The 19,428-nt window shown below is 63.6% G+C and carries 30 protein-coding genes and 1 pseudogene; 1 reads left to right on the forward strand and 30 read right to left on the reverse strand.

Annotation, left to right across the window (positions count from 1 at the left end; translation table 11 throughout):
• Nucleotides 1–179: 179 nt before the first annotated feature.
• Entirely contained in the window at nucleotides 180–1,571 is a 1,392-nt protein-coding gene (locus tag RCF13_RS04970; protein WP_061480555.1) for a 3-deoxy-7-phosphoheptulonate synthase class II, read from the reverse strand.
• A 221-nt stretch (nucleotides 1,572–1,792) separates the two neighbouring features.
• Between RCF13_RS04970 and RCF13_RS04975 the strand changes: the two genes are divergently transcribed.
• The gene (locus RCF13_RS04975) at nucleotides 1,793–3,919 is read left to right on the forward strand and encodes a TonB-dependent receptor (RefSeq protein ID WP_134968404.1); all 2,127 of its coding nucleotides are present in this window, start codon (nucleotides 1,793–1,795) and stop codon (nucleotides 3,917–3,919) included.
• 64 nt (nucleotides 3,920–3,983) lie between these two features.
• On the opposite strand, the gene RCF13_RS04980 is transcribed toward RCF13_RS04975, so the two are convergent.
• From RCF13_RS04980 to RCF13_RS05120, 29 genes and pseudogenes are all read right to left on the reverse strand, one after another.
• Nucleotides 3,984–4,490, reverse strand: a complete 507-nt coding sequence (locus RCF13_RS04980) for a disulfide bond formation protein B (RefSeq protein ID WP_111201470.1) — start codon at nucleotides 4,488–4,490, stop codon at nucleotides 3,984–3,986.
• Nucleotides 4,491–4,652: 162 nt separating this feature from the next.
• Nucleotides 4,653–5,036: a 50S ribosomal protein L17 gene (gene rplQ / locus RCF13_RS04985; RefSeq protein WP_005408217.1), complete on the reverse strand. Its 384-nt coding sequence runs from the start codon at nucleotides 5,034–5,036 to the stop codon at nucleotides 4,653–4,655.
• 190 nt (nucleotides 5,037–5,226) lie between these two features.
• Nucleotides 5,227–6,225, reverse strand: a complete 999-nt coding sequence (gene rpoA / locus RCF13_RS04990) for a DNA-directed RNA polymerase subunit alpha (protein ID WP_005408216.1) — start codon at nucleotides 6,223–6,225, stop codon at nucleotides 5,227–5,229.
• 55 nt (nucleotides 6,226–6,280) lie between these two features.
• Complete coding sequence (gene rpsD / locus RCF13_RS04995; RefSeq protein WP_004145446.1) at nucleotides 6,281–6,910, reverse strand: 30S ribosomal protein S4; 630 nt, start codon at nucleotides 6,908–6,910, stop codon at nucleotides 6,281–6,283.
• Nucleotides 6,911–6,925: 15 nt separating this feature from the next.
• Nucleotides 6,926–7,315 (reverse strand): 30S ribosomal protein S11, encoded by a 390-nt coding sequence (gene rpsK, locus RCF13_RS05000; RefSeq protein WP_004145443.1) that lies wholly within the window; start codon nucleotides 7,313–7,315, stop codon nucleotides 6,926–6,928.
• 11 nt (nucleotides 7,316–7,326) lie between these two features.
• Complete coding sequence (rpsM, locus tag RCF13_RS05005) at nucleotides 7,327–7,683, reverse strand: 30S ribosomal protein S13 (protein WP_004154500.1); 357 nt, start codon at nucleotides 7,681–7,683, stop codon at nucleotides 7,327–7,329.
• 347 nt (nucleotides 7,684–8,030) lie between these two features.
• Nucleotides 8,031–9,398, reverse strand: a complete 1,368-nt coding sequence (gene secY / locus RCF13_RS05010; RefSeq protein WP_005415420.1) for a preprotein translocase subunit SecY — start codon at nucleotides 9,396–9,398, stop codon at nucleotides 8,031–8,033.
• A gap of 7 nt (nucleotides 9,399–9,405) precedes the next feature.
• Entirely contained in the window at nucleotides 9,406–9,849 is a 444-nt protein-coding gene (gene rplO / locus RCF13_RS05015) for a 50S ribosomal protein L15 (RefSeq protein WP_004154498.1), read from the reverse strand.
• Nucleotides 9,850–9,855: 6 nt separating this feature from the next.
• Complete coding sequence (rpmD, locus tag RCF13_RS05020) at nucleotides 9,856–10,047, reverse strand: 50S ribosomal protein L30 (protein WP_005408214.1); 192 nt, start codon at nucleotides 10,045–10,047, stop codon at nucleotides 9,856–9,858.
• Nucleotides 10,040–10,582 (reverse strand): 30S ribosomal protein S5, encoded by a 543-nt coding sequence (gene rpsE, locus RCF13_RS05025; protein WP_005415419.1) that lies wholly within the window; start codon nucleotides 10,580–10,582, stop codon nucleotides 10,040–10,042. Before rpsE ends, rpmD begins: the two co-directional genes overlap by 8 nt.
• A gap of 161 nt (nucleotides 10,583–10,743) precedes the next feature.
• Nucleotides 10,744–11,097, reverse strand: a complete 354-nt coding sequence (gene rplR / locus RCF13_RS05030; RefSeq protein WP_004154495.1) for a 50S ribosomal protein L18 — start codon at nucleotides 11,095–11,097, stop codon at nucleotides 10,744–10,746.
• A 32-nt stretch (nucleotides 11,098–11,129) separates the two neighbouring features.
• On the reverse strand, nucleotides 11,130–11,654 hold the full coding sequence (gene rplF / locus RCF13_RS05035) for a 50S ribosomal protein L6 (RefSeq protein ID WP_049416175.1): 525 nt from the start codon (nucleotides 11,652–11,654) through the stop codon (nucleotides 11,130–11,132).
• A gap of 18 nt (nucleotides 11,655–11,672) precedes the next feature.
• Nucleotides 11,673–12,071: a 30S ribosomal protein S8 gene (rpsH, locus tag RCF13_RS05040; RefSeq protein ID WP_005408210.1), complete on the reverse strand. Its 399-nt coding sequence runs from the start codon at nucleotides 12,069–12,071 to the stop codon at nucleotides 11,673–11,675.
• Between the two features lie 257 nt (nucleotides 12,072–12,328).
• A complete protein-coding gene (gene rpsN / locus RCF13_RS05045) occupies nucleotides 12,329–12,634 on the reverse strand; it encodes a 30S ribosomal protein S14 (protein ID WP_005408209.1) in 306 nt (101 codons plus the stop codon).
• Nucleotides 12,635–12,652: 18 nt separating this feature from the next.
• Nucleotides 12,653–13,195 (reverse strand): 50S ribosomal protein L5, encoded by a 543-nt coding sequence (rplE, locus tag RCF13_RS05050; RefSeq protein ID WP_005415416.1) that lies wholly within the window; start codon nucleotides 13,193–13,195, stop codon nucleotides 12,653–12,655.
• An 11-nt stretch (nucleotides 13,196–13,206) separates the two neighbouring features.
• Nucleotides 13,207–13,524: a 50S ribosomal protein L24 gene (rplX, locus tag RCF13_RS05055; protein WP_004154490.1), complete on the reverse strand. Its 318-nt coding sequence runs from the start codon at nucleotides 13,522–13,524 to the stop codon at nucleotides 13,207–13,209.
• 16 nt (nucleotides 13,525–13,540) lie between these two features.
• The gene (gene rplN / locus RCF13_RS05060; RefSeq protein ID WP_010483978.1) at nucleotides 13,541–13,909 is read right to left on the reverse strand and encodes a 50S ribosomal protein L14; all 369 of its coding nucleotides are present in this window, start codon (nucleotides 13,907–13,909) and stop codon (nucleotides 13,541–13,543) included.
• Between the two features lie 12 nt (nucleotides 13,910–13,921).
• A complete protein-coding gene (gene rpsQ, locus RCF13_RS05065) occupies nucleotides 13,922–14,191 on the reverse strand; it encodes a 30S ribosomal protein S17 (protein ID WP_004154489.1) in 270 nt (89 codons plus the stop codon).
• 11 nt (nucleotides 14,192–14,202) lie between these two features.
• Entirely contained in the window at nucleotides 14,203–14,388 is a 186-nt protein-coding gene (gene rpmC, locus RCF13_RS05070; protein ID WP_004154487.1) for a 50S ribosomal protein L29, read from the reverse strand.
• A complete protein-coding gene (gene rplP / locus RCF13_RS05075; RefSeq protein ID WP_004154486.1) occupies nucleotides 14,388–14,801 on the reverse strand; it encodes a 50S ribosomal protein L16 in 414 nt (137 codons plus the stop codon). Before rplP ends, rpmC begins: the two co-directional genes overlap by 1 nt.
• A 5-nt stretch (nucleotides 14,802–14,806) precedes the next feature.
• Nucleotides 14,807–15,541, reverse strand: a complete 735-nt coding sequence (rpsC, locus tag RCF13_RS05080; RefSeq protein WP_005415414.1) for a 30S ribosomal protein S3 — start codon at nucleotides 15,539–15,541, stop codon at nucleotides 14,807–14,809.
• Between the two features lie 18 nt (nucleotides 15,542–15,559).
• Nucleotides 15,560–15,895: a 50S ribosomal protein L22 gene (rplV, locus tag RCF13_RS05085; RefSeq protein WP_004145348.1), complete on the reverse strand. Its 336-nt coding sequence runs from the start codon at nucleotides 15,893–15,895 to the stop codon at nucleotides 15,560–15,562.
• Between the two features lie 12 nt (nucleotides 15,896–15,907).
• Entirely contained in the window at nucleotides 15,908–16,177 is a 270-nt protein-coding gene (gene rpsS, locus RCF13_RS05090) for a 30S ribosomal protein S19 (RefSeq protein ID WP_005415413.1), read from the reverse strand.
• Nucleotides 16,178–16,183: 6 nt separating this feature from the next.
• On the reverse strand, nucleotides 16,184–17,011 hold the full coding sequence (gene rplB, locus RCF13_RS05095; protein WP_004145339.1) for a 50S ribosomal protein L2: 828 nt from the start codon (nucleotides 17,009–17,011) through the stop codon (nucleotides 16,184–16,186).
• 10 nt (nucleotides 17,012–17,021) lie between these two features.
• A complete protein-coding gene (gene rplW / locus RCF13_RS05100) occupies nucleotides 17,022–17,321 on the reverse strand; it encodes a 50S ribosomal protein L23 (protein WP_004145338.1) in 300 nt (99 codons plus the stop codon).
• Entirely contained in the window at nucleotides 17,318–17,923 is a 606-nt protein-coding gene (gene rplD, locus RCF13_RS05105) for a 50S ribosomal protein L4 (RefSeq protein WP_005415412.1), read from the reverse strand. Before rplD ends, rplW begins: the two co-directional genes overlap by 4 nt.
• 12 nt (nucleotides 17,924–17,935) lie before the next feature.
• A complete protein-coding gene (gene rplC / locus RCF13_RS05110; protein ID WP_004145336.1) occupies nucleotides 17,936–18,586 on the reverse strand; it encodes a 50S ribosomal protein L3 in 651 nt (216 codons plus the stop codon).
• A gap of 11 nt (nucleotides 18,587–18,597) precedes the next feature.
• Complete coding sequence (rpsJ, locus tag RCF13_RS05115) at nucleotides 18,598–18,909, reverse strand: 30S ribosomal protein S10 (protein ID WP_005408208.1); 312 nt, start codon at nucleotides 18,907–18,909, stop codon at nucleotides 18,598–18,600.
• 332 nt (nucleotides 18,910–19,241) lie between these two features.
• Nucleotides 19,242–19,428 (reverse strand): annotated as a pseudogene (locus RCF13_RS05120) (elongation factor Tu); the annotation flags it as partial.

A 19,428-nucleotide genomic window follows, 5' to 3' on the forward strand; every position in this document is an offset into this window, starting at 1 on the left:
GCACGACATCTGTCAGAGGCGGGGCGGTGTGGGTGGGCAGGACCGTTGGCGCCATGGATGGGTTTACGGCGTGTCCTGACCACCCACGCCACCCCGCCACCCCACGGAATGCCGCTTCGGCTTTTGCCGTTGCCGTTGATTGCAGCAGGTGCAGGGCTGCAAGCCCTGCCGAAAACCCCTTACCGCACTTGCTCCTGCTTGCGCACGATCGCCATCGCGATCTCCAGCGACTGCTCGTAGTTCAACCGCGGGTCCACCGTCGAACGATACGCACGCTCCAGGTCGCGCTCGGTCAGTTCGCGCGCGCCGCCGATGCACTCGGTCACGTCCTCGCCGGTCAGTTCCAGATGCACACCGCCCAGGCGCGTACCGGCGGCCGCATGCAGATCGAACGACATCTCCACCTCGCCACGCACGTTGTCGAAGCGGCGTGTCTTGAAACCGTTGGCGGTGCTTTCGGTATTGCCATGCATCGCATCGCACACCCACAGCACGCGGCGACCATCACGCTTGACCGCGTCCAGCAGCGGCGGCAGTTTCTCGGCGATCTGCGTTGCGCCCATCCGATGGATGAAGCTCAGGCGGCCCGGCTCGTCATGTGGGTTGAGCACATCGATCAGGCGCAGCAGCTGGTCCGGTGTCACCGACGGGCCCACCTTGATCGCAATCGGATTGCGCACGCCACGCAGGTACTCCACGTGCGCGCCATCGAGCGCGGCCGTGCGCATGCCGATCCACGGGTAATGCGTGCTCAGGTTCAACCAGCCCTGCTGGCGCGGCACCTGGCGGGTCAACGCCTGCTCGTAGGGCAGCAGCAGCGCTTCGTGCGAAGTGTAGAAGTCGATGCGGTTGAGGTTGTGCACGCGGGCCCCGGCCAGGGTCTCCATGAAGTGCACCGCATCGCCGATCGAGGCCACCATCTTCTGGTACTCGGCCGCCAGCGGCGAGTGGCTTACCCACTCCAGGTTCCAGTATTCGGGGTGGTGCAGGTCGGCGAAACCGCCGTCGATCAGCGCACGCACGAAGTTCATCGTCATCGCCGAATGCGCGTGGGCCTGCAGCATCCGCTTCGGGTCCGGCAGGCGCGCCGCTTCGGTGAACGCCGGTGCGTTGATCACATCACCGCGGTAGCTGGGCAGGGTCACGCCGTCGCGGGTCTCGGTGTCGGCCGAGCGCGGCTTGGCGTACTGGCCAGCGAAGCGGCCCACGCGGATCACCGGCTGGCGCAGGCCGTGCACCAGCACCAGGCTCATCTGCAGCAGTACCTTCAGGCGGTTGGAGATGGTGCCCGATTCGCAGTCGCTGAAGTTCTCGGCGCAGTCGCCGCCCTGCAGCAGGAAGCGCTTGCCTTCCTGGGCCTCGGCCAGCTGCTGCTTCAACGCCAGGATCTCCCACGAGGTGACCAGCGGCGGCAGCCGCTTCAGCTCGTGCAGAGCGGCGTCCAATGCCACCGGGTCCGGGTAGGTCGGCATCTGCAGCGCGGTCTTGCCACGCCAGCTCTCCGGCGACCAGGCAGCGCCAGCAGTGGTCGCGGCGGGATCGGAGACGGGCGGAACGGCGGACAGGCTCATTGCAGACTTCCGGGGTGGGGGGCGGTCATGGTCGCAGAGCCAGCCGCCGACGCAAAGGCCCATCCCCACCGCCCCGGCCACCTGAACGGCAGGGAAAGGCCAACGCCAGCAGCCAGATCCAGCATGGCCAGCCGCACGGGACAGGCGCATGATCTGTTACGGAGTAACACTTCCACGTCATGGACCGGCCCCTTCCACACCCAGCCGCCCCCTCTCTCACCATGAAGCCCTCACCCCTCGCTACCGGCATTGCCTTCGCCCTGGCCTTGGCCAGCCTGCCCGCCTTCGCCGCAACGACCGACGACACCTCTTCCTCCGTCAAGGATCTGGACGCAGTCACCGTCCACGCCCAGCTCGACCAGGCCCGCAACGCGCTGTCGCCGGACATCGGCAGCAGCCAGTACCAGATCACCGCCGAGGACATCCAGAAGCAGCCGCTGGGTGCCTCCGCGCCGCTCAGCCAGGTACTGCTGCAGGCCCCGGGCGTGGTCCAGGATTCCTATGGCGGCGTGCACGTGCGCGGCGACCACGCCAATCTGCAGTACCGCATCAATGGCGTGCTGCTGCCCGAATCGATCTCCGGCTTCGGCCAGACACTGGATGCACGCACCATCAAGAGCATCCGCCTGATGGATGGCGCGCTGCCGGCGCAGTTCGGCGAGCGCACCGCTGCAGTGGTCGACATCAGCACCCGCAATGGCGCCGAGCTCGGCAATGGCGGCAGCGCCGGTCTGACCGCAGGCTCGTTCGGCAAGATCAATCCGAATGCCTCGTGGTGGGGCAACCAGGGGCGATGGAGCTGGTTCCTGACCGGCAACTACGACCAGAACGAGGTTGGCCTGGAGAGCCCGACCCGCTCGCGCAAGCCGCTGCACGACGACACCCACCAGGGCAAAGCGTTCGCTGACCTCACCTACCTGGTCAACGAGAACACGCGCCTGAGCGTGTTCGCCGGCTTCGCCAACAATCGCTTCCAGATCCCGGTCAACCCCGGGCAGACCCCGCAGTTCGGTTACCTGGACACCACCACCTTCGACTCCAGCCAGCTGGATGAAACCCAGCGCGAGACCACCCGCTTCGGCATGCTCGTGCTGCAGGGCGCGCTGGGCAGCACCGCCTACCAACTGTCAGCCGGGCAGCGCTACAGCGATGTGGCGTTCAACCCGGATGTCATCGGCGACCTGGTATTCAGTGGCGTCGCCTCGCAGGTGCAGCGCAGCAACCGCGCCAACACGCTGCAGGCCGATTTCTCCACCCCACTGGGCAGCGACCACACGCTGCGCTATGGCCTGTATGGCAACTACGAGAACGCGCGGGCCAGCAACAGCAGCTGGGTGTTCCCGGTCGATGACGCCGGCCAGCAGTCCAGCACCACGCCGCTGCTGATACCTGACCACAGTGCCTTCCATGCCAGCACGCTGGCGTTGTACGTGCAGGATGAATGGAAGATCGGCGACGACTGGACCGTCAACTACGGCCTGCGCGGAGATCGCTACAAGGCCTTTGGCCACACCGAGGGCCAGCTCAGCCCCCGCGTGGGCGTGGCCTGGAATGCCAGCGACAGCACCACCGTGCATGCCGGCTATTCGCGCTACTTCACGCCACCGGCCAGTGAGCTGATCGCCAGCAGCGATATCGCGCTGTACGACGGCACCACCAACCAGCAGCCGAGCGGCGGCAACAACACGCCACTGGCCGAGCGCAGCGACTACTACGACATCGGCGTGTCGCAGCAGGTGGGCGAACACCTGACCCTGGGCCTGGATGCCTATGACCGACGCGTCGCACGCCTGCAGGACGAAGGCCAGTTCGGTGCCGCCTACATCTATTCGACGTTCAACTACCGCCGCGGCCATATCCATGGCCTGGAGTTCAGTGCCGACTACAGCGACGGTCCGTTCAGCGCCTACGTCAACGCGGCGTACAACAAGGCCATCGGCACCCAGGTCGTCACCGGCCAGTACAACCTCGATCCGGACGCGCTGGCCTATGTGGCCAACCATTGGATCCACCTCGACCACGACCAGAAGCTGACCTCATCGGGCGGCTTCAGCTACGCCTTCGCCGGCCACAACCGGGTCGGCGCCAACTACGTGTTCGGTAGCGGCCTGCGTTCGGACATCGAGGGCGTGCCCAACGGCGGCGAGCTGCCGTCCTACCTGCAGGTGAACCTCAGCGCCGGGCATGACTTCAATGCCGACAGCGGCCATCCGCTGCATGTGCAGCTGGCGGTCATCAATGCATTGGACCGCAGCTACCAACTGCGCGATGGCGGTGGCGTCGGCGTGTTCGCCCCGCAGTGGGGACCGCGCCGTGGCGCCTACCTGAGCCTGCAGCAGGATTTCTGAGGACGCCAGGGTGCCTGGGGTCGGACCCTCTTTCCGCAGGAGAGGGCTCCGACCCCGCCTTAGTTCAGCGCTTGACCTTGCGCAGCGACACCACCAGCGCCCACAGCGCCAGCAGCACGAACCACACGCCCGACCACATCGGCATGGTCAGGCCCAGGAACGTCCAGTCGATATTGCCGCAGTTGCCGGTACCGGTCAGCACCGTGCGGAACACTTCCAGCGGCCCCATGGTCTCGCGCAGGAAGCTCAGCGGCGGGCCGCAGGTCGCACCCATCTCCGGTGGCAGCATCTGCACGTAGACGTGGCGCGCAGCGATGCCTACGCCGACCGCGGCGGCAATGAAGGCGAGCACGCCGTAGGTTGCCCGGCCAGGACGGTTGGAGGGCCCGTGCAGTGCACCGATCAGGAACAGCAGGCCCAGCGCGGCGAACGCCAGCCGCTGGAAGATGCACAGCGGGCACGGCTCCAGGCCCATCTTCAGCTGCAGGAAGATCGCGTAGCCCAGCAGGCCCGCGCAGATCAGGAAGCCCAGAAGGAACTGGGCGCGGAAGGGCCAGCGCAGTGGATTCATCGTCAACGCTCGAATGGATCAAGGCGCCAAGCGTAACCGAGAGTGCGCGCCATTCGAACCGCCACAGGTGACGCCTGTCGGAACGGTGCGGGTCAGATCCCGCAGAAACGCAAAAGCCCGGCAGAGGCCGGGCTTTCGCTGTGTCGCGTTGGAGCGGTCCGATTACTCGGCCACTTCCTCGGCCACGACCGGACGGTCAACCAGCTCGACGTAGGCCATCGGCGCGTTGTCGCCAGCGCGGAAGCCGCACTTCAGCAGGCGGAGGTAGCCGCCCGGACGGTTCGCGTAGCGCGGGCCCAGGATGGTGAACAGGTTGCCCACGGCTTCGTTGTCGCGCAGGCGGGCGAAGGCCAGACGGCGGTTGGCGACGGAGTCGACCTTGGCCAGGGTGATCAGCGGCTCGGCAACGCGGCGCAGTTCCTTGGCCTTCGGCAGGGTGGTCTTGATCAGCTCGTGCTTGAACAGCGAGGCGGCCATGTTCTTGAACATCGCTTCGCGGTGGGCGCTGGTGCGGCTGAACTTACGGCCAGACTTCTGGTGACGCATGGTGATATTCCTTGGTTAATGATGAGGCTGTGCGGATCGTTGTCGCCATCCTGGCGTTGCTGCGCGGACTGCGGATGGTCCTGGCCGCCCGTCCTGGACGACCTGCCCGCGAACCTGGGGTTCGTCGTGGCATGTTGTGTTGCGTTGAAGGCCCCACCGCGAACGGTGGAGCCTTCAGGCATTGCCGATATCAGCCCAGCATGCCGTGGCTGGCGACGCCGGCCGGCGGCCAGTTCTCCAGCTTCATGCCGAGCGACAGGCCGCGCTGAGCCAGCACTTCCTTGATCTCGGTGAGCGACTTCTTGCCCAGGTTCGGGGTCTTCAGCAGCTCCACTTCGGTCTTCTGGATCAGATCGCCGATGTAGTAGATGCTTTCAGCCTTCAGGCAGTTGGCCGAACGCACGGTCAGCTCCAGATCGTCGATCGGGCGCAGCAGCACCGGATCCACGCCGTTGTTGGCCGGCTTGGCCGCACCGCGGTCGCGGTGGGTGAAGTCACCGAACACCGACAGCTGGTCGCTGAGGATGTCGGCGGCGGTGCGCACGGCTTCCTCGGCGTCGATGGTGCCGTTGGTCTCGATATCGATGACCAGCTTGTCCAGGTCGGTGCGCTGTTCGACACGCGCCGCTTCCACGGCATAGGCGACACGGCGGACCGGCGAGAACGAGGCATCCAGGACCAGGCGGCCGATGGCACGGGTTTCTTCGTCCGGACGACGACGCGCGGCAGCCGGCTGGTAGCCGAAACCACGTTCGATCTTCAGACGCATGTTGATTGCCGTGTCCTTGGTCAGGTGGCAGATCACATGGTCGCCGTTCAGGATCTCCACATTGTGGTCGACCTTGATGTCGGCAGCGGTGACAACGCCCGGGCCCTGCTTGGACAGGGACAGGGTGGCGCTGTCGCCGGAGTGCATACGGATGGCCACGTCCTTCAGGTTGAGCAGGACTTCAAGCACGTCCTCCTGCAGACCTTCGACCGTGGTGTACTCATGCAACACGCCGTCGATTTCGACTTCCGTGATGGCGAAGCCCGGGATGGACGACAGCAGCACGCGACGCAGGGCGTTGCCCAGCGTATGCCCGTAACCCCGCTCCAAAGGTTCGATAACGACCTTTGCACGGGTGTCGGTAAGGCGTTCGATCTGCGGACCGCGAGGACGCAGAACCTGGTTGGCGGTAACCGTCATGTTGCGGGTTCTCCTAGTGAACCCCCGGCCGTCGCCGGGGGCTCTCCAATGTGAATTACTTCGAATACAGCTCGACGATCAGCGCTTCGTTGATGTCCGCAGGCAGATCCGAACGATCCGGAACAGCCTTGAAGATGCCGGTGAACTTGCCGGAATCCACTTCAACCCACGACGGGCTCAGGTCATGCTGGGCGGCGACGGTCAGGGCTTCCTGGACGCGCAGCTGCTTGGCAGCCTTTTCGGACAGAGCGATGGCGTCGCCAGCCTTGACCTGGTACGAAGCCAGGTTGACCGACTTGCCATTCACGGTGACGCCGCGGTGCGACACCAGCTGACGGGCAGCCGGACGGGTCACGGCGAAGCCCATGCGGTAGACGACGTTGTCCAGGCGGGTTTCCAGCAGCTGCAGCAGGTTCTCGCCGGTGTTGCCCTTCTTGGTCGAGGCCTTCTTGTAGTAGTTGCGGAACTGACGCTCCAGCAGGCCGTAGATACGCTTGACCTTCTGCTTTTCACGCAGCTGGGTGGCGTAGTCGGACAGCTTGCCCTTGCGGGCAGTGGCGCCGTGCTGGCCGGGCTTCTGCTCCAGCTTGCACTTGGAGTCCAGCGCACGCGCCGGGCTCTTCAGGGACAGGTCGGCGCCTTCGCGGCGGGCGAGCTTACAGGTAGGACCGATATAACGAGCCATTTCTTATCGCTCCCTTTAGACGCGACGCTTCTTCGGCGGACGGCACCCGTTGTGCGGGATGGGCGTCACGTCGATGATGTTGGTGATCTTGTAGCCGACGTTGTTCAACGAACGCACGGCCGACTCACGGCCCGGACCCGGGCCCTTGATGCGGACTTCCAGCGACTTCACGCCGTAGTCCAGCGCAGCACGACCGGCCTTTTCAGCCGCCACCTGGGCAGCGAACGGGGTCGACTTGCGCGAACCGCGGAAGCCAGCGCCACCGGAGGTCGCCCACGACAGAGCGTTGCCCTGGCGGTCGGTGATGGTGACGATGGTGTTGTTGAACGAAGCGTGGACGTGGGCAACGCCGTCGGTGACGACGCGCTTGATCTTCTTCTTGGTCTTAGCAGCGGGCTTAGCCATTTCTCAGTCCCTTACTTCTTGATCGCCTTGCGCGGACCCTTGCGGGTGCGGGCGTTGGTACGGGTGCGCTGGCCACGCAGCGGGAGGCCACGACGGTGACGCAGGCCGCGGTAGCAGCCCAGGTCCATCAGGCGCTTGATCGCGATGCCGATCTCACGGCGCAGATCGCCTTCCACGATGTACTTGCCGACTTCGGCGCGCAGGCGCTCGATTTCCGGCTCCGACAGATCGCGGATCTTGGTGGTCGAAGCAACGCCTGCGACTTCGCAGACCTTCTTCGAACGGGTACGGCCGATGCCGTAAATGCTTTGCAACCCGACCCAGACGTGCTTCTGGGCTGGCAGGTTGACGCCTGCAATACGCGCCATGACGCGGTTCTCCAGCTGAGTGATGGCCGACAGCGCGCCTCGGGCACGCCAATCCGGCAGGATGGATCAAAAAAGTGAACTAGCGATACTAACAAGATTCCGGTTTACATGGAAGCCCGTGAAACCATTGGTTTCATGAACCCGGCCTGGGGAGTGTGCCCAGGCTCCGGCGCCGGATGGGGTTGGACCTGGGGTTTCCCCCGGGGCCGCCCGCGCTACTCCAGCGCGGGACCACCTCATCACACCCCCACCCGGAACCGCTGCGGGGGCCGCCCTTCGTTTGTGTGGCCGGAGTCCGCGAAGCGGAGGGACCATCACGTCAGGAAGACGAAAGTATAACAGGCCTGTCAGCCGCGGGCAAAACCGCCGCGGTTGCCGCCCTTCAGGTTGGCCTTCTTCAGCAGGCTCTCGTACTGGTGGGACATCAGGTGTGCCTGCACCTGGGCGATGAAATCCATCACCACCACCACCACGATCAGCAGCGACGTGCCACCGAAGTAGAACGAGGCATTCAGCTGCGTGCGCATCAGTTCGGGCAGCAGGCAGACGATCACCAGGTAGGCCGAGCCGGCCGCGGTCAGGCGGGTCAGCACGCCGTCGATGTAGTCGGCGGTGGCCTTGCCCGGACGGATGCCCGGAATCAAAGCGCCCGACTTCTTCAGGTTGTCGGCGGTTTCCTGCGAATTGAACACCAGCGCGGTATAGAAGAACGCGAAACCGGTGATCAGCGCAGCGAACACGATCATGTGCAGCGGCTCGCCCGGGCCCAGGGCATTGGCGACCTTCTGCAGCACCTGGCCGAAGCTGCTCTGGTTGGCAGCCTGGCCGGACCACATCGCCAGGGTGGCCGGGAAGGCCAGCAGGCTCGAGGCGAAGATCGCCGGGATGACGCCGGCCATGTTGAGCTTCAGCGGCAGGAACGAGGTCTGGTTCATGTACGCGTTGCGACCGCCCTGGCGGCGCGCGTAATTGACCGTGATCCGGCGCTGGCCACGCTCCACGAACACCACGAAGAAGGTGAAGGCGAGCACGACAATGGCGATCAGCAGGAGCTGGATGAACTGGATGTTGCCGTCGCGGTAGGCGTCGAAGGTGTGGATGACCGCACCCGGCAGGCCGGCGACGATACCGGCGAAGATGATCAGCGACACGCCGTTGCCGATACCGCGTTCGGTGACCTGCTCACCGACCCACATCAGGAACATGGTGCCGGCAGTCAGTGCGACCACCGCGGTGAGCACGAAGCCCATACCGGGGGCGTACACGACCGGAGCGCCCGACGGCGAAACCTGCCCCTGCAGGGCCAGCGCGATCGAACCGCCCTGCACCACTGCCAGCAGCACGGCGCCGATGCGCGAATACTGGGTGATCTTGCGGCGGCCGGACTCACCTTCCTTCTGCATCGCCTTCAGGGCGGGGAAGATGTGCACGGCCAGCTGCATCACGATCGATGCCGAGATGTACGGCATCACGTTCAGCGCAAAGATGCTGAAACGGTGCAGGGCGCCGCCCGAGAACATGTTGAACATGTCCACGATGCCGCCGCCCTGCTGTTGCATCATGGCAAGCATGGCATCGGGATTGACGCCCGGCACCGGCACGTAGCAGCCGATGCGATAGACGATCAAAGCCCCGACGACGAACAGCAAACGTTGGCGAAGTTCAGTGAACTTGCCCATTCCGCCCGCGAGGTTACCGATGCCAGCTTGCGCCATGATTTTCTTACTCCGTTACGCTGCCGCCGGCAGCTTCGATCGCAGCCTTGGCACCAGCCGTGGCAGCAATACCCTTCAGGGTGAACGCCTTGGTCACTTCGCCCTTGACGACGACCTTGGCCTTCTTGGCAGTGCTCGGGACCAGCTTGGCAGCACGCAGGGCGGCGAAGTCGATCTCACCGGCCGGCAGCTTGTCCAGCGCGTACAGCAGCACTTCAGCGGTGTCCTTGGCGATCGGCGAACGGAAGCCGATCTTCGGCAGACGACGCTGCATGGGGGTCTGGCCGCCTTCGAAGCCAGCCTTGATCTTGCCGCCACCCTTGCGGGCGAACGAACCCTTGTGGCCGCGGCCGGCAGTCTTGCCCAGGCCCGAGCCGATACCGCGGCCGACGCGGGTGCGCTCGGTGCGGGCGCCCGGTGCCGGGCTCAGTTCATTGAGACGCAGAGTCATGGTCGATTACTCCTCAACCTGGACGAGGTACTGAACCTTGTTGATCAGGCCGCGCACCTGCGGGCTGTCCTTCAGTTCACGCACATCGTTGAGCTTGTTCAGGCCCAGGGCACGCACCGACAGGCGGTGACGCGACTGGGTGCCACGCAGGCCACGCACCAGGCGGACCTTCACAGTCTTGTTGGACTCATTAGCCATGGTTGAGTTCCTCCACCTTCTTGCCGCGCTTGGCCGCGATGCGGGCCGGCGACTGCGCAGCAGTCAGGCCCTTCACGGTGGCGCGCACCAGATTGATCGGGTTGCGCGAACCGGTGGCCTTGGCCAGCACGTTCTTCACGCCAACGGCTTCCAGCACGGCGCGCATGGCACCACCGGCGATGACGCCAGTACCTTCCGAAGCCGGCTGCATGAACACGCGGGCTGCGCCGTGACCATCCTTGATGGTGTGCCACAGGGTGCCGTTGTTCAGGTCAACGCTGACCAGGTTCTTGCGGGCCTGTTCCATCGACTTCTGGATGGCGACCGGCACTTCGCGGGCCTTGCCATAACCGAAACCGACCTTGCCTTCGCCGTCGCCGACAACGGTCAGGGCGGTGAAGGTGAACTGGCGGCCACCCTTGACGGTCTTGCTGACGCGGTTGACCGCGACCAGCTTTTCGATCATGCCGTCGTCGATCTTTTCTTCGCGGTTACGGTCGCGATCGCGACCCCGCTGCTGACGCTCTTCTGCCATGTTGATTCCTTGGTTGTTTGGGTATGTACGGCTCGGGGCCGCTTATGGTTGTGGAGTGACGCATTGTTCCGGTGGGCCGCTGCAGAAGAGCGGCGCCGTCCAGCCTCGCTCAGGCTGGCGAGCAGGTGGGCAGGAGGCCATCGGCCCCCTGCCCTGATCCCTTAGAACTGCAGGCCGGCTTCGCGGGCGGCTTCTGCCAGGGCCTTGATGCGGCCGTGGTAGCGGTAGCCCGAACGATCGAAGGCAACCTTCTCGATGCCGGCGGCCTTGGCGCGCTCGGCAACGATGCGGCCGACCTTGGCAGCGGCATCGGCGTTCTTGCCGTTCTTCAGGCCTTCCTTGACGTCGGTCTGGGTGGTGTTGGCGGCAGCCAGCACCTTCGAACCGTCAGCGGTGAAGACCTGGGCGTACAGGTGCTGGCCGGTGCGCAGCACCGACAGGCGGGCGACGCCGAGCTCACGGATGTGGGCGCGGGTCGACTTGGCGCGACGCAGGCGGGCGATGTTCTTGTTCATGATGTTTTTTCCTTGAAAGCGGAAGCGCCTAATTAGGCCTTCTTGGCTTCCTTACGGATGATGACTTCGTCGGAGTACTTCACGCCCTTGCCCTTGTACGGCTCCGGCTTGCGGAACGCACGGATCTTGGCGGCGACTTCACCGACGACCTGCTTGTCAGCGCCCTGGACCAGGATCTCGGTCTGGGTCGGGGTGGAAATGGTGATGCCTTCCGGCGCCACGAACACGACCGGATGCGAGAAACCGAGCGACAGGCTCAGATCCTTGCCCTGCATGGCAGCACGGTAACCCACGCCGACCAGCTCCAGCTTGCGCTCGAAGCCTTCGGACACGCCCTTGACCATGTTGGCCAGGATCGCGCGCACGGTACCGGTCAGCGCGACCAGGTCGGCGCTCTCGGTGCTCAGGGTGGCAACGCCGCTGTCGACGTTGATGGCAATACCGGCCGGCTTGACCAGCGACAGGGTGCCCTTCGGGCCCTTGACGGTGATGCTTTCCGACTGGACGTTCAGTTCGACCTTACCCAGGGTGACGGGCTTCTTGGCTACGCGGGACATAGTTCTACTCCTTTCGCCTTAGGCCACGAAGCACAGGACTTCGCCGCCGACGCCCAGCTGGCGCGCCTGCGCATCAGTCATGATGCCCTTGGAGGTGGAAATGATGGAGATGCCCAGGCCATTCATGACCTTCGGCAGCTCGCTCTTGCCGCGGTACTGGCGCAGGCCCGAACGCGAGAAGCGCTTCAGGGTCGCGATGACCGGCTTGCCTTCGAAATACTTCAGCACGATTTCCAGCTCGGACTTGTTGTTTTCCAGCTGGGTCACGCGCAGGTCGGTGATGTAACCCTCGTCCTTCAGGACCTGGGCGATCGCAACCTTGATCTTGGACGACGGGGCTTTCACCGTCTGCTTGCCAACCGCAGCCGCATTCTTGATGCGGACCAGCAGGTCGGCGATGGGATCAGTCATGCTCATATGAGTACCTTTGAGTGCACCGATATCCGCTTTCGCGAAAATCTGTTGTCTCCTGGAAACGGGCCAGGTCCCTTGATGCAGCGGGCCGGGGCCCACTCCTACAACCCCGTTTGCGCAGGGCAAGACGCGGGAGTATACGCCAAAAGAGCCCGACTTGCGCCGGGCTCTTCGGGTTTTTTCCCAGAAAGGAAGCTGAACGCCTCCCTCCCCGGTTCAGAAGCCCCCGAGGGGGCTCCTGATCGCAGGGCCGGCTGGGATTACCAGCTGGCCTTGCGCAGGCCCGGGACGTCGCCACGCATGGTGGCTTCGCGCAGCTTGTTGCGGCCGAGGCCGAACTTGCTGTACACGCCACGCGGACGACCCGACAGCTCGCAACGGTTGCGCTGGCGGCTCGGCGACGAATCGCGCGGCAGCTTGGCCAGCTTGGTTGCGGCGTCGATCTTCTCTTCGTAGGTCGCGTCCACGGAGGACACGATCTTCTTCAGAGCCGCACGCTTCTCAGCGTACTTCTTGGCCAGCTTTTCCCGCTTGATGTCGCGGTTGACCATGGAGGTCTTTGCCATTTCGGTTTCCTCGACAGATCAGTTACGGAACGGGAACTTGAACGCTGCCAGCAGCGCCTTCGCTTCCGCGTCGGTCTTCGCAGTGGTGGTGATGGCGATATCCATACCGCGGATCGCGTCGACGGCGTCGAAGTCGATTTCCGGGAAGATGATCTGTTCCTTCACACCCATGTTGAAGTTGCCGCGGCCGTCGAAGGAACGACCGGAAACACCACGGAAGTCGCGCACGCGCGGCAGCGAGATGTTGATCAGGCGGTCCAGGAACTCGTACATCTTGTGGCGACGCAGCGTGGTCTTGCAGCCGATCGGCCAACCATCACGGATCTTGAACGACGCAACCGAGATACGCGACTTGGTGACAACCGGCTTCTGGCCGGAAATCTTGGTCATGTCCGCGACGGCGTTTTCCAGGATCTTCTTGTTGGTGGCAGCCTCGCCGACACCCATGTTCAGGGTGACCTTGACGAGCTTCGGTACTTCCATCGGATTGGTGTAGCCGAACTGCTTCATCAGCGCCGGCACCACTTCTTCCTTGTAGATCTTTTCGAGACGGGAAGTCATCTTCACATTCCTCAGGCGTCGAGCGCCTCACCGCTGGAGCGGAACACACGCAGTTTGCGTCCATCCTCCAGCACCTTGAAGCCAACGCGTTCGCCCTTGCCCGAAGCCGGGTTCAGCACGTTCACGTTGGAGATATGGATCGAAGCTTCGCGCTCGACCACGCCGCCGGCAACACCTGCCTGCGGGTTCGGCTTGGTGTGGCGCTTGACGATGTTCACGTTGGCGACGACCACGCGGTCGCCGTCGACGCGGACGACTTCGCCCTGCTTGCCCTTGTCCTTGCCAGCGTTGACGACAACCTGGTCGCCCTTCTTGATACGGTTAGCCATGATTATCTCCTGTCGCTCACAGCACTTCGGGAGCGAGCGAGACGATCTTCATGAACTTCTCCGAACGAAGTTCACGGGTCACCGGCCCGAAGATACGGGTACCGATCGGCTCCTGCTTGTTGTTCAGCAGGACGGCAGCGTTGCCGTCGAAGCGGATCAGCGAACCGTCGGCGCGACGCACACCCTTGCGGGTACGCACCACGACGGCGTCATACACTTCACCCTTCTTGACCTTGCCGCGCGGAATCGCATCCTTCACGGTGACCTTGATGATGTCGCCGATACCGGCGTAACGGCGCTTGGAACCACCCAGCACCTTGAAGCACATCACCTGCTTGGCACCCGAATTGTCCGCGACGTCAAGGTAGCTCTGCATCTGGATCATGATTCAGACTCCTTATTCAGCCGCACGCGTGATGACTTCCACCACGCGCCAGTTCTTGGTCTTGGACATCGGAGCAATCTCGGTCACGCGGACGACGTCGCCTTCCTTGCAGGCGTTGTCGGCATCGTGGGCGTGCAGCTTGGTCGAGCGCTTGATGTACTTGCCGTACAGCGCGTGCTTGACCTGACGCTCAACCAGGACGGTAACCGTCTTGTCCATCTTGTTGCTGACGACACGGCCTTCGACCGTGCGCAGCGTCTTCTTTTCAGTATTGTCGCTCATAGCGGCCATCCTTACTTCGTGCTGCCGAGCAGGGTCTTGACGCGAGCAATCTCGCGACGGACCCGGCGAATGTCGTGGGTCTTCGGCAGCTGGCCGGTGACCTGCTGCATACGGACAGAGAACTGTTCCTTACGCAGGTCGATCAGGTGGGCCTTGAGTTCGTCAGCCGACTTTTCACGGAGAGTTTTGATATCCATCAGCGCACCGTACGGGTCACGAAAGTGGTGGTGACCGAGAGCTTGGCGGCGGCCAGGCGGAACGCCTCGCGAGCCACTTCCTCGGAAACACCCTCGATTTCATAGATCATGCGGCCGGGCTGGATCTGGGCCACCCAGTATTCCACGTTACCCTTACCGGAACCCATTCGGACTTCGATGGGCTTCTTGGTGATGGGCTTGTCGGGGAACACGCGGATCCACATCTTGCCGCCGCGCTTGACGTAGCGGCTGATCGAGCGGCGGGCCGCTTCGATCTGACGCGCGGTCAGCTGACCGTGTGCGGTTGCCTTCAGGCCGTATTCGCCGAAGCTGACAGCGTTGGCGCTCCAGCTCAGGCCATCGTTACGGCCCTTGTGTACCTTGCGGTACTTGGTTCGCTTGGGTTGCAACATTGTCGTTACCTCGCTTCACGGGCCGGGCGCTGACGGTCACCACGGTCGCCGCGATCGTGACGATCGTTGCGCGACGGGGTGTCGTCCTGCTTTTCCTGGCCAACCTGGGAGAAATCGAAGACCTCGCCCTTGTAGATCCAGACCTTGATGCCGATGATGCCGTAGGTCGTCTTGGCTTCAGCGAAGCCATAGTCGATGTCGGCACGCAGGGTGTGCAGCGGCACGCGGCCTTCGCGGTACCACTCCGAACGGGCGATTTCTGCACCGTTGAGGCGGCCACCAACGTTGACCTTGATGCCCAGGGCACCCAGGCGCATCGCGTTGCCGACCGAGCGCTTCATTGCACGGCGGAACATGATGCGACGCTCCAGCTGCTGGGCGATCGACTCGGCAACGAGCTGCGCGTCCAGTTCCGGCTTGCGCACTTCGGTGACGTTGATGTGCGCCGGGACGCCCATCATCTCGCTCACTTCCTTGCGCAGCTTCTCGATGTCCTCACCGCGCTTGCCGATCACCACGCCCGGACGGGCGGTGTGGATCGTCACGCGAGCGGTCTTGGCCGGACGCTCGATCAGGATCTTGCTGATGCCGGCCTGAGCCAGCTTCTTGCGCAGCATGTCGCGCACTTTCAGGTCGGCTGCCAGGTAACCAGCGAACTCGGCCTTGTTGGCGTACCACTTGGAGTTCCAGTCCTTGGAAATGCCGAGGCGGATACCAATCGGATGAACTTTATGACCCATGGTCTTTTCCTTATCCGCTTACTTGGCGGCGCCCACAACCACAGTGATGTGGCTGGTGCGCTTGAGGATGCGGGTACCGCGGCCTTTCGCCCGCGCCATGAAACGCTTCAGGGTCGGACCTTCATCAACCATGATGGTCTGAACCTTCAGCTCGTCGACGTCGGCGCCCTGGTTGTTCTCGGCGTTGGCAATTGCCGACTCCACCACCTTCTTGATCAGGTGGGCAGCCTTCTTGTCCGAGAACTTCAGCAGGTTGACCGCACGTTCGGCCGGCAGACCGCGCACCTGGTCAGCGACCAGACGAGCCTTCTGCGGGGAGATGCGCGCAGTGCGCAGGATGGCTTTCGCTTCCATTGTCATCTCTCCTTACTTGCCCGACTTCTTGTCACCACCGTGACCCTTGAAGGTCCGGGTGATGGCAAATTCGCCGAGCTTGTGGCCGACCATGTTCTCGTTGACGAGAACCGGGATGTGGTTCTTGCCGTTATGCACGGCAATGGTGATGCCTACCATGTCAGGCAGGATCATCGAACGGCGCGACCAGGTCTTGATCGGCTTCTTGCTGCCCGCAGCGGCCTCCACCTTCTTGACGAGGTGGTGATCGACGAACGGGCCCTTCTTGAGTGAACGTGCCATGGTCGATTAGCCCCTACGATCGCGGACGATGAACTGCTGAGTGCGCTTGTTATGGCGCGTCTTGTAACCCTTGGTCGGGACACCCCACGGGGTGACCGGATGCGGGTTACCCTGGCCAGCCTTGGCCTCACCACCACCGTGCGGGTGGTCAACCGGGTTCATGGCAGCACCACGAACGGTCGGGCGGACGCCGCGCCAACGCTTGGCACCGGCCTTGCCCAGCTTTTCCAGGCTGTGCTCGTCGTTGCCGACTTCGCCGATGGTGGCGCAGCACTCGACCGGAACCTTGCGCATTTCACCCGAGCGCAGGCGCAGGGTGGCGTAGATGCCTTCACGAGCCACCAGCTGCACGGCCGCACCAGCGGCGCGAGCGATCTGAGCGCCCTTGCCCGGCTTCAGTTCGATGCAGTGGATGGTGGTGCCGACCGGGATGTTGCGCAGCGGCAGGGTGTTGCCGGCCTTGATCGGGGCGTCCGAACCAGCGATCACCTGATCACCAGCCTTCAGGCCCTTCGGGGCGATGATGTAGCGACGCTCACCGTCGACGTAGCACAGCAGAGCGATGTGGGCGGTGCGGTTCGGATCGTATTCGATGCGTTCCACGCGCGCCGGGATGCCCAGCTTGTTGCGCTTGAAGTCGATGATGCGGTAGTGCTGCTTGGCACCACCACCGACGTGACGCACGGTGATGCGACCGTGGTGGTTACGACCACCCGAGCGGCTCTGCGACTCGACCAGCGCGGCGTGCGGAGCACCCTTGTGCAGGTCGGGGGTGACCACGCGCACGGCCGAACGGCGGCCGGGGGAGGTGGGCTTGAATTTCATCAATGGCATGGGATGTACCTCAGGCCTTGGCCGTTACATCGATCGACTGGCCGTCGGCCAGGCGAACGTACGCCTTGCGCCAATCGCCGCGGCGGCCAGCACGGTTACGGAAGGACTTGTTCTTGCCCTTGACGTTGACCACGTTGACGGCTTCGACCTTGACGTCGAACAGCTGCTCAACCGCGGCCTTTACATCGGCCTTGGTGGCTTCGTTCGAAACTTCGAAGACATACTGATTGGAGAGTTCCTGCAGGCGCGCGGTCTTTTCCGAGACACGCGGGGCACGCAGCACGCTGAAGATTTTTTCGTTGCTGTTCATGCCAGCCACTCCTCGACCTTCTTGACCGCGTCAGCGGTGATGACGACCGTGTCGGCACCCACCAGCGAGACCGGGTCCAGACCCTGCACGTCACGCACCTGCACGTACGGCAGATTGCGGGCGGACAGGTACAGGTGCTCGGACGCTTCCTCGGTGACGATCAGCGGGCGCTTGCCCACTTCCAGGCCGGCCAGCTTGGCGATCAGACCCTTCGTGCTGGTGGCTTCGACGTCGAAGGCCTCCACGATGGTCAGACGGCCCTGACGGTTCAGCTCGGACAGGATCGCGCACATGGCGGCACGGTACTGCTTGCGATTGACCTTCTGCTCGAAGCTGCGCGGCTTGGCCGCGAAGGTGACACCGCCGCCGACGAAGATCGGAGCCGTCAGTGCGCCATGACGCGCGCCGCCGCCCTTCTGCTTCTTCGACTTCTTGGTGGTACCAGCCACTTCGGAGCGAGTCTTCTGTGCCTTGGTGCCGGCGCGACCGGCGTTGCGGTAAGCAACGACGACCTGGTGGACCAGATCTTCGCTGAAATCGCGACCGAACACGGCTTCGGAGACCGAGACCTTGTTGTTGCTACCCGTGATAACGAGTTCCATCGTCATCTCTCCTTATGCCTTGCTCGCCGGACGGACGATCACATCGCCACCCGCCGCGCCCGGAACGGCGCCGCGAACCGCGATCAGACCGCGCTCGACGTCGACCTTGACCACTTCCAGGTTCTGGGTGCTCTGCTGCACCGCGCCCATGTGGCCCGACATCTTCTTGCCCGGGAAAACGCGACCCGGGGTCTGGCGCTGACCCAGCGAACCCGGCGCGCGATGCGACAGCGAGTTACCGTGGGTTGCATCGCCCATACGGAAGTTGTGGCGCTTGATGGTGCCCTGGAAGCCCTTACCCTTGGTGACACCCTGGACGTCGACGATCTGGCCGACTTCGAAGATGTCCGCCTTGACTTCGCCGCCAACGGCGAAATCGCCGAGCTGCGCGTCTTCAACGCGGAATTCCCACAGGCCACGACCCGCCTCCACCTTCGCCTTGGCGAAGTGGCCGGCTTCCGGCTTGTTGACCAGGGCAGCGCGACGCGCGCCGACGGTCACCTGCACGGCGCTGTAGCCGTCGGTTTCGACGGTCTTGATCTGCGCGATGCGGTTCGGGGTTGCTTCGATCAGGGTCACCGGGATGGAGCGGCCATCTTCAGTGAACACGCGGCTCATGCCGGCCTTGCGGCCCACGAAGCCCAACGAATACTTCTTCGTCATGGTCGTAGTCCTCAGGTCAGCTTGATCTGAACGTCGACGCCGGCAGCCAGTTCGAGCTTCATCAGCGCGTCCACGGTCTTGTCATTCGGGTCAACGATATCGAGCACGCGCTTGTGCGTGCGGGTCTCGTACTGGTCACGCGCGTCCTTGTCGACGTGCGGGGAAACGAGAACGGTGTAACGCTCGATCTTGGTCGGCAGCGGGATCGGGCCACGCACTTGCGCGCCGGTCCGCTTTGCCGTTTCAACGATCTCGCTGGCCGAACGGTCGATCAGACGATGATCGAACGCTTTCAGCCGGATCCGGATCTTTTGGTCCGCCATGGCGGTAGGTTCCTTCGTTAAAAGAGCGACAGACAAAGCCTCTGGGTTGCTTTGCCCCATGAAATTCCTGAATACGGACGGCCCGCAGTCCTGCAGGCCGCCAAGGTCAATCCATGGACCTCAAAAACGTAGGCAGACCAGTTACCCGGCCTGCCCAGACGTAGAAGCATAATGGCACGCAAGGCAGCTGTCAACAGTCGCCTGTTGACGCCGCCTGAATGGCATTGACCCTTCCTGGTCCGGGGAACACAAGGCACATCCTGTGCCTGCTTTCCCATTTGATACGCCCCGATGCCCTACCCAGGCAACATCGGGGCGCAGATACTACCAGATTACTCGATGATCTTCGAGACCACGCCGGCGCCGACGGTACGACCGCCTTCGCGGATGGCGAAGCGCAGGCCTTCGTCCATGGCCACCGGGTTGATCAGGGTGACTTCCATCTTGACGTTGTCACCCGGCATCACCATTTCGACGCCTTCCGGCAGCTTGGCGGCGCCGGTGATGTCGGTGGTGCGG

The organism is Stenotrophomonas maltophilia group sp. RNC7, assembly GCF_030910085.1.
Lineage (GTDB): Bacteria > Pseudomonadota > Gammaproteobacteria > Xanthomonadales > Xanthomonadaceae > Stenotrophomonas > Stenotrophomonas sepilia.

Bases quoted from the DNA above. Each gene is read 5' to 3' on its own strand.
- RCF13_RS04970 (WP_061480555.1), bottom strand. From the start codon at position 1,571: ATGAGCCTGTCCGCCGTTCCGCCCGTCTCCGATCCCGCCGCGACCACT.
- RCF13_RS04975 (WP_134968404.1), top strand. From the start codon at position 1,793: ATGAAGCCCTCACCCCTCGCTACCGGCATTGCCTTCGCCCTGGCCTTG.
- RCF13_RS04980 (WP_111201470.1), bottom strand. From the start codon at position 4,490: ATGAATCCACTGCGCTGGCCCTTCCGCGCCCAGTTCCTTCTGGGCTTC.
- rplQ (WP_005408217.1), bottom strand. From the start codon at position 5,036: ATGCGTCACCAGAAGTCTGGCCGTAAGTTCAGCCGCACCAGCGCCCAC.
- rpoA (WP_005408216.1), bottom strand. From the start codon at position 6,225: ATGACGGTTACCGCCAACCAGGTTCTGCGTCCTCGCGGTCCGCAGATC.
- rpsD (WP_004145446.1), bottom strand. From the start codon at position 6,910: ATGGCTCGTTATATCGGTCCTACCTGTAAGCTCGCCCGCCGCGAAGGC.
- rpsK (WP_004145443.1), bottom strand. From the start codon at position 7,315: ATGGCTAAGCCCGCTGCTAAGACCAAGAAGAAGATCAAGCGCGTCGTC.
- rpsM (WP_004154500.1), bottom strand. From the start codon at position 7,683: ATGGCGCGTATTGCAGGCGTCAACCTGCCAGCCCAGAAGCACGTCTGG.
- secY (WP_005415420.1), bottom strand. From the start codon at position 9,398: ATGGCGCAAGCTGGCATCGGTAACCTCGCGGGCGGAATGGGCAAGTTC.
- rplO (WP_004154498.1), bottom strand. From the start codon at position 9,849: ATGACTCTGCGTCTCAATGAACTGAGCCCGGCACCGGGCGCCCGCACC.
- rpmD (WP_005408214.1), bottom strand. From the start codon at position 10,047: ATGGCTAATGAGTCCAACAAGACTGTGAAGGTCCGCCTGGTGCGTGGC.
- rpsE (WP_005415419.1), bottom strand. From the start codon at position 10,582: ATGGCAGAAGAGCGTCAGCAGCGGGGTCGCGATCGCGACCGTAACCGC.
- rplR (WP_004154495.1), bottom strand. From the start codon at position 11,097: ATGAACAAGAACATCGCCCGCCTGCGTCGCGCCAAGTCGACCCGCGCC.
- rplF (WP_049416175.1), bottom strand. From the start codon at position 11,654: ATGTCCCGCGTAGCCAAGAAGCCCGTCACCCTGGGTAAGGTCGAACTG.
- rpsH (WP_005408210.1), bottom strand. From the start codon at position 12,071: ATGAGCATGACTGATCCCATCGCCGACCTGCTGGTCCGCATCAAGAAT.
- rpsN (WP_005408209.1), bottom strand. From the start codon at position 12,634: ATGGCAAAGACCTCCATGGTCAACCGCGACATCAAGCGGGAAAAGCTG.
- rplE (WP_005415416.1), bottom strand. From the start codon at position 13,195: ATGACTTCCCGTCTCGAAAAGATCTACAAGGAAGAAGTGGTGCCGGCG.
- rplX (WP_004154490.1), bottom strand. From the start codon at position 13,524: ATGGCTAACCGTATCAAGAAGGGCGACCAGGTTGTCGTCAACGCTGGC.
- rplN (WP_010483978.1), bottom strand. From the start codon at position 13,909: ATGATCCAGATGCAGAGCTACCTTGACGTCGCGGACAATTCGGGTGCC.
- rpsQ (WP_004154489.1), bottom strand. From the start codon at position 14,191: ATGAGCGACAATACTGAAAAGAAGACGCTGCGCACGGTCGAAGGCCGT.
- rpmC (WP_004154487.1), bottom strand. From the start codon at position 14,388: ATGGATATCAAAACTCTCCGTGAAAAGTCGGCTGACGAACTCAAGGCC.
- rplP (WP_004154486.1), bottom strand. From the start codon at position 14,801: ATGTTGCAACCCAAGCGAACCAAGTACCGCAAGGTACACAAGGGCCGT.
- rpsC (WP_005415414.1), bottom strand. From the start codon at position 15,541: ATGGGTCATAAAGTTCATCCGATTGGTATCCGCCTCGGCATTTCCAAG.
- rplV (WP_004145348.1), bottom strand. From the start codon at position 15,895: ATGGAAGCGAAAGCCATCCTGCGCACTGCGCGCATCTCCCCGCAGAAG.
- rpsS (WP_005415413.1), bottom strand. From the start codon at position 16,177: ATGGCACGTTCACTCAAGAAGGGCCCGTTCGTCGATCACCACCTCGTC.
- rplB (WP_004145339.1), bottom strand. From the start codon at position 17,011: ATGCCATTGATGAAATTCAAGCCCACCTCCCCCGGCCGCCGTTCGGCC.
- rplW (WP_004145338.1), bottom strand. From the start codon at position 17,321: ATGAACAGCAACGAAAAAATCTTCAGCGTGCTGCGTGCCCCGCGTGTC.
- rplD (WP_005415412.1), bottom strand. From the start codon at position 17,923: ATGGAACTCGTTATCACGGGTAGCAACAACAAGGTCTCGGTCTCCGAA.
- rplC (WP_004145336.1), bottom strand. From the start codon at position 18,586: ATGACGAAGAAGTATTCGTTGGGCTTCGTGGGCCGCAAGGCCGGCATG.
- rpsJ (WP_005408208.1), bottom strand. From the start codon at position 18,909: ATGGCGGACCAAAAGATCCGGATCCGGCTGAAAGCGTTCGATCATCGT.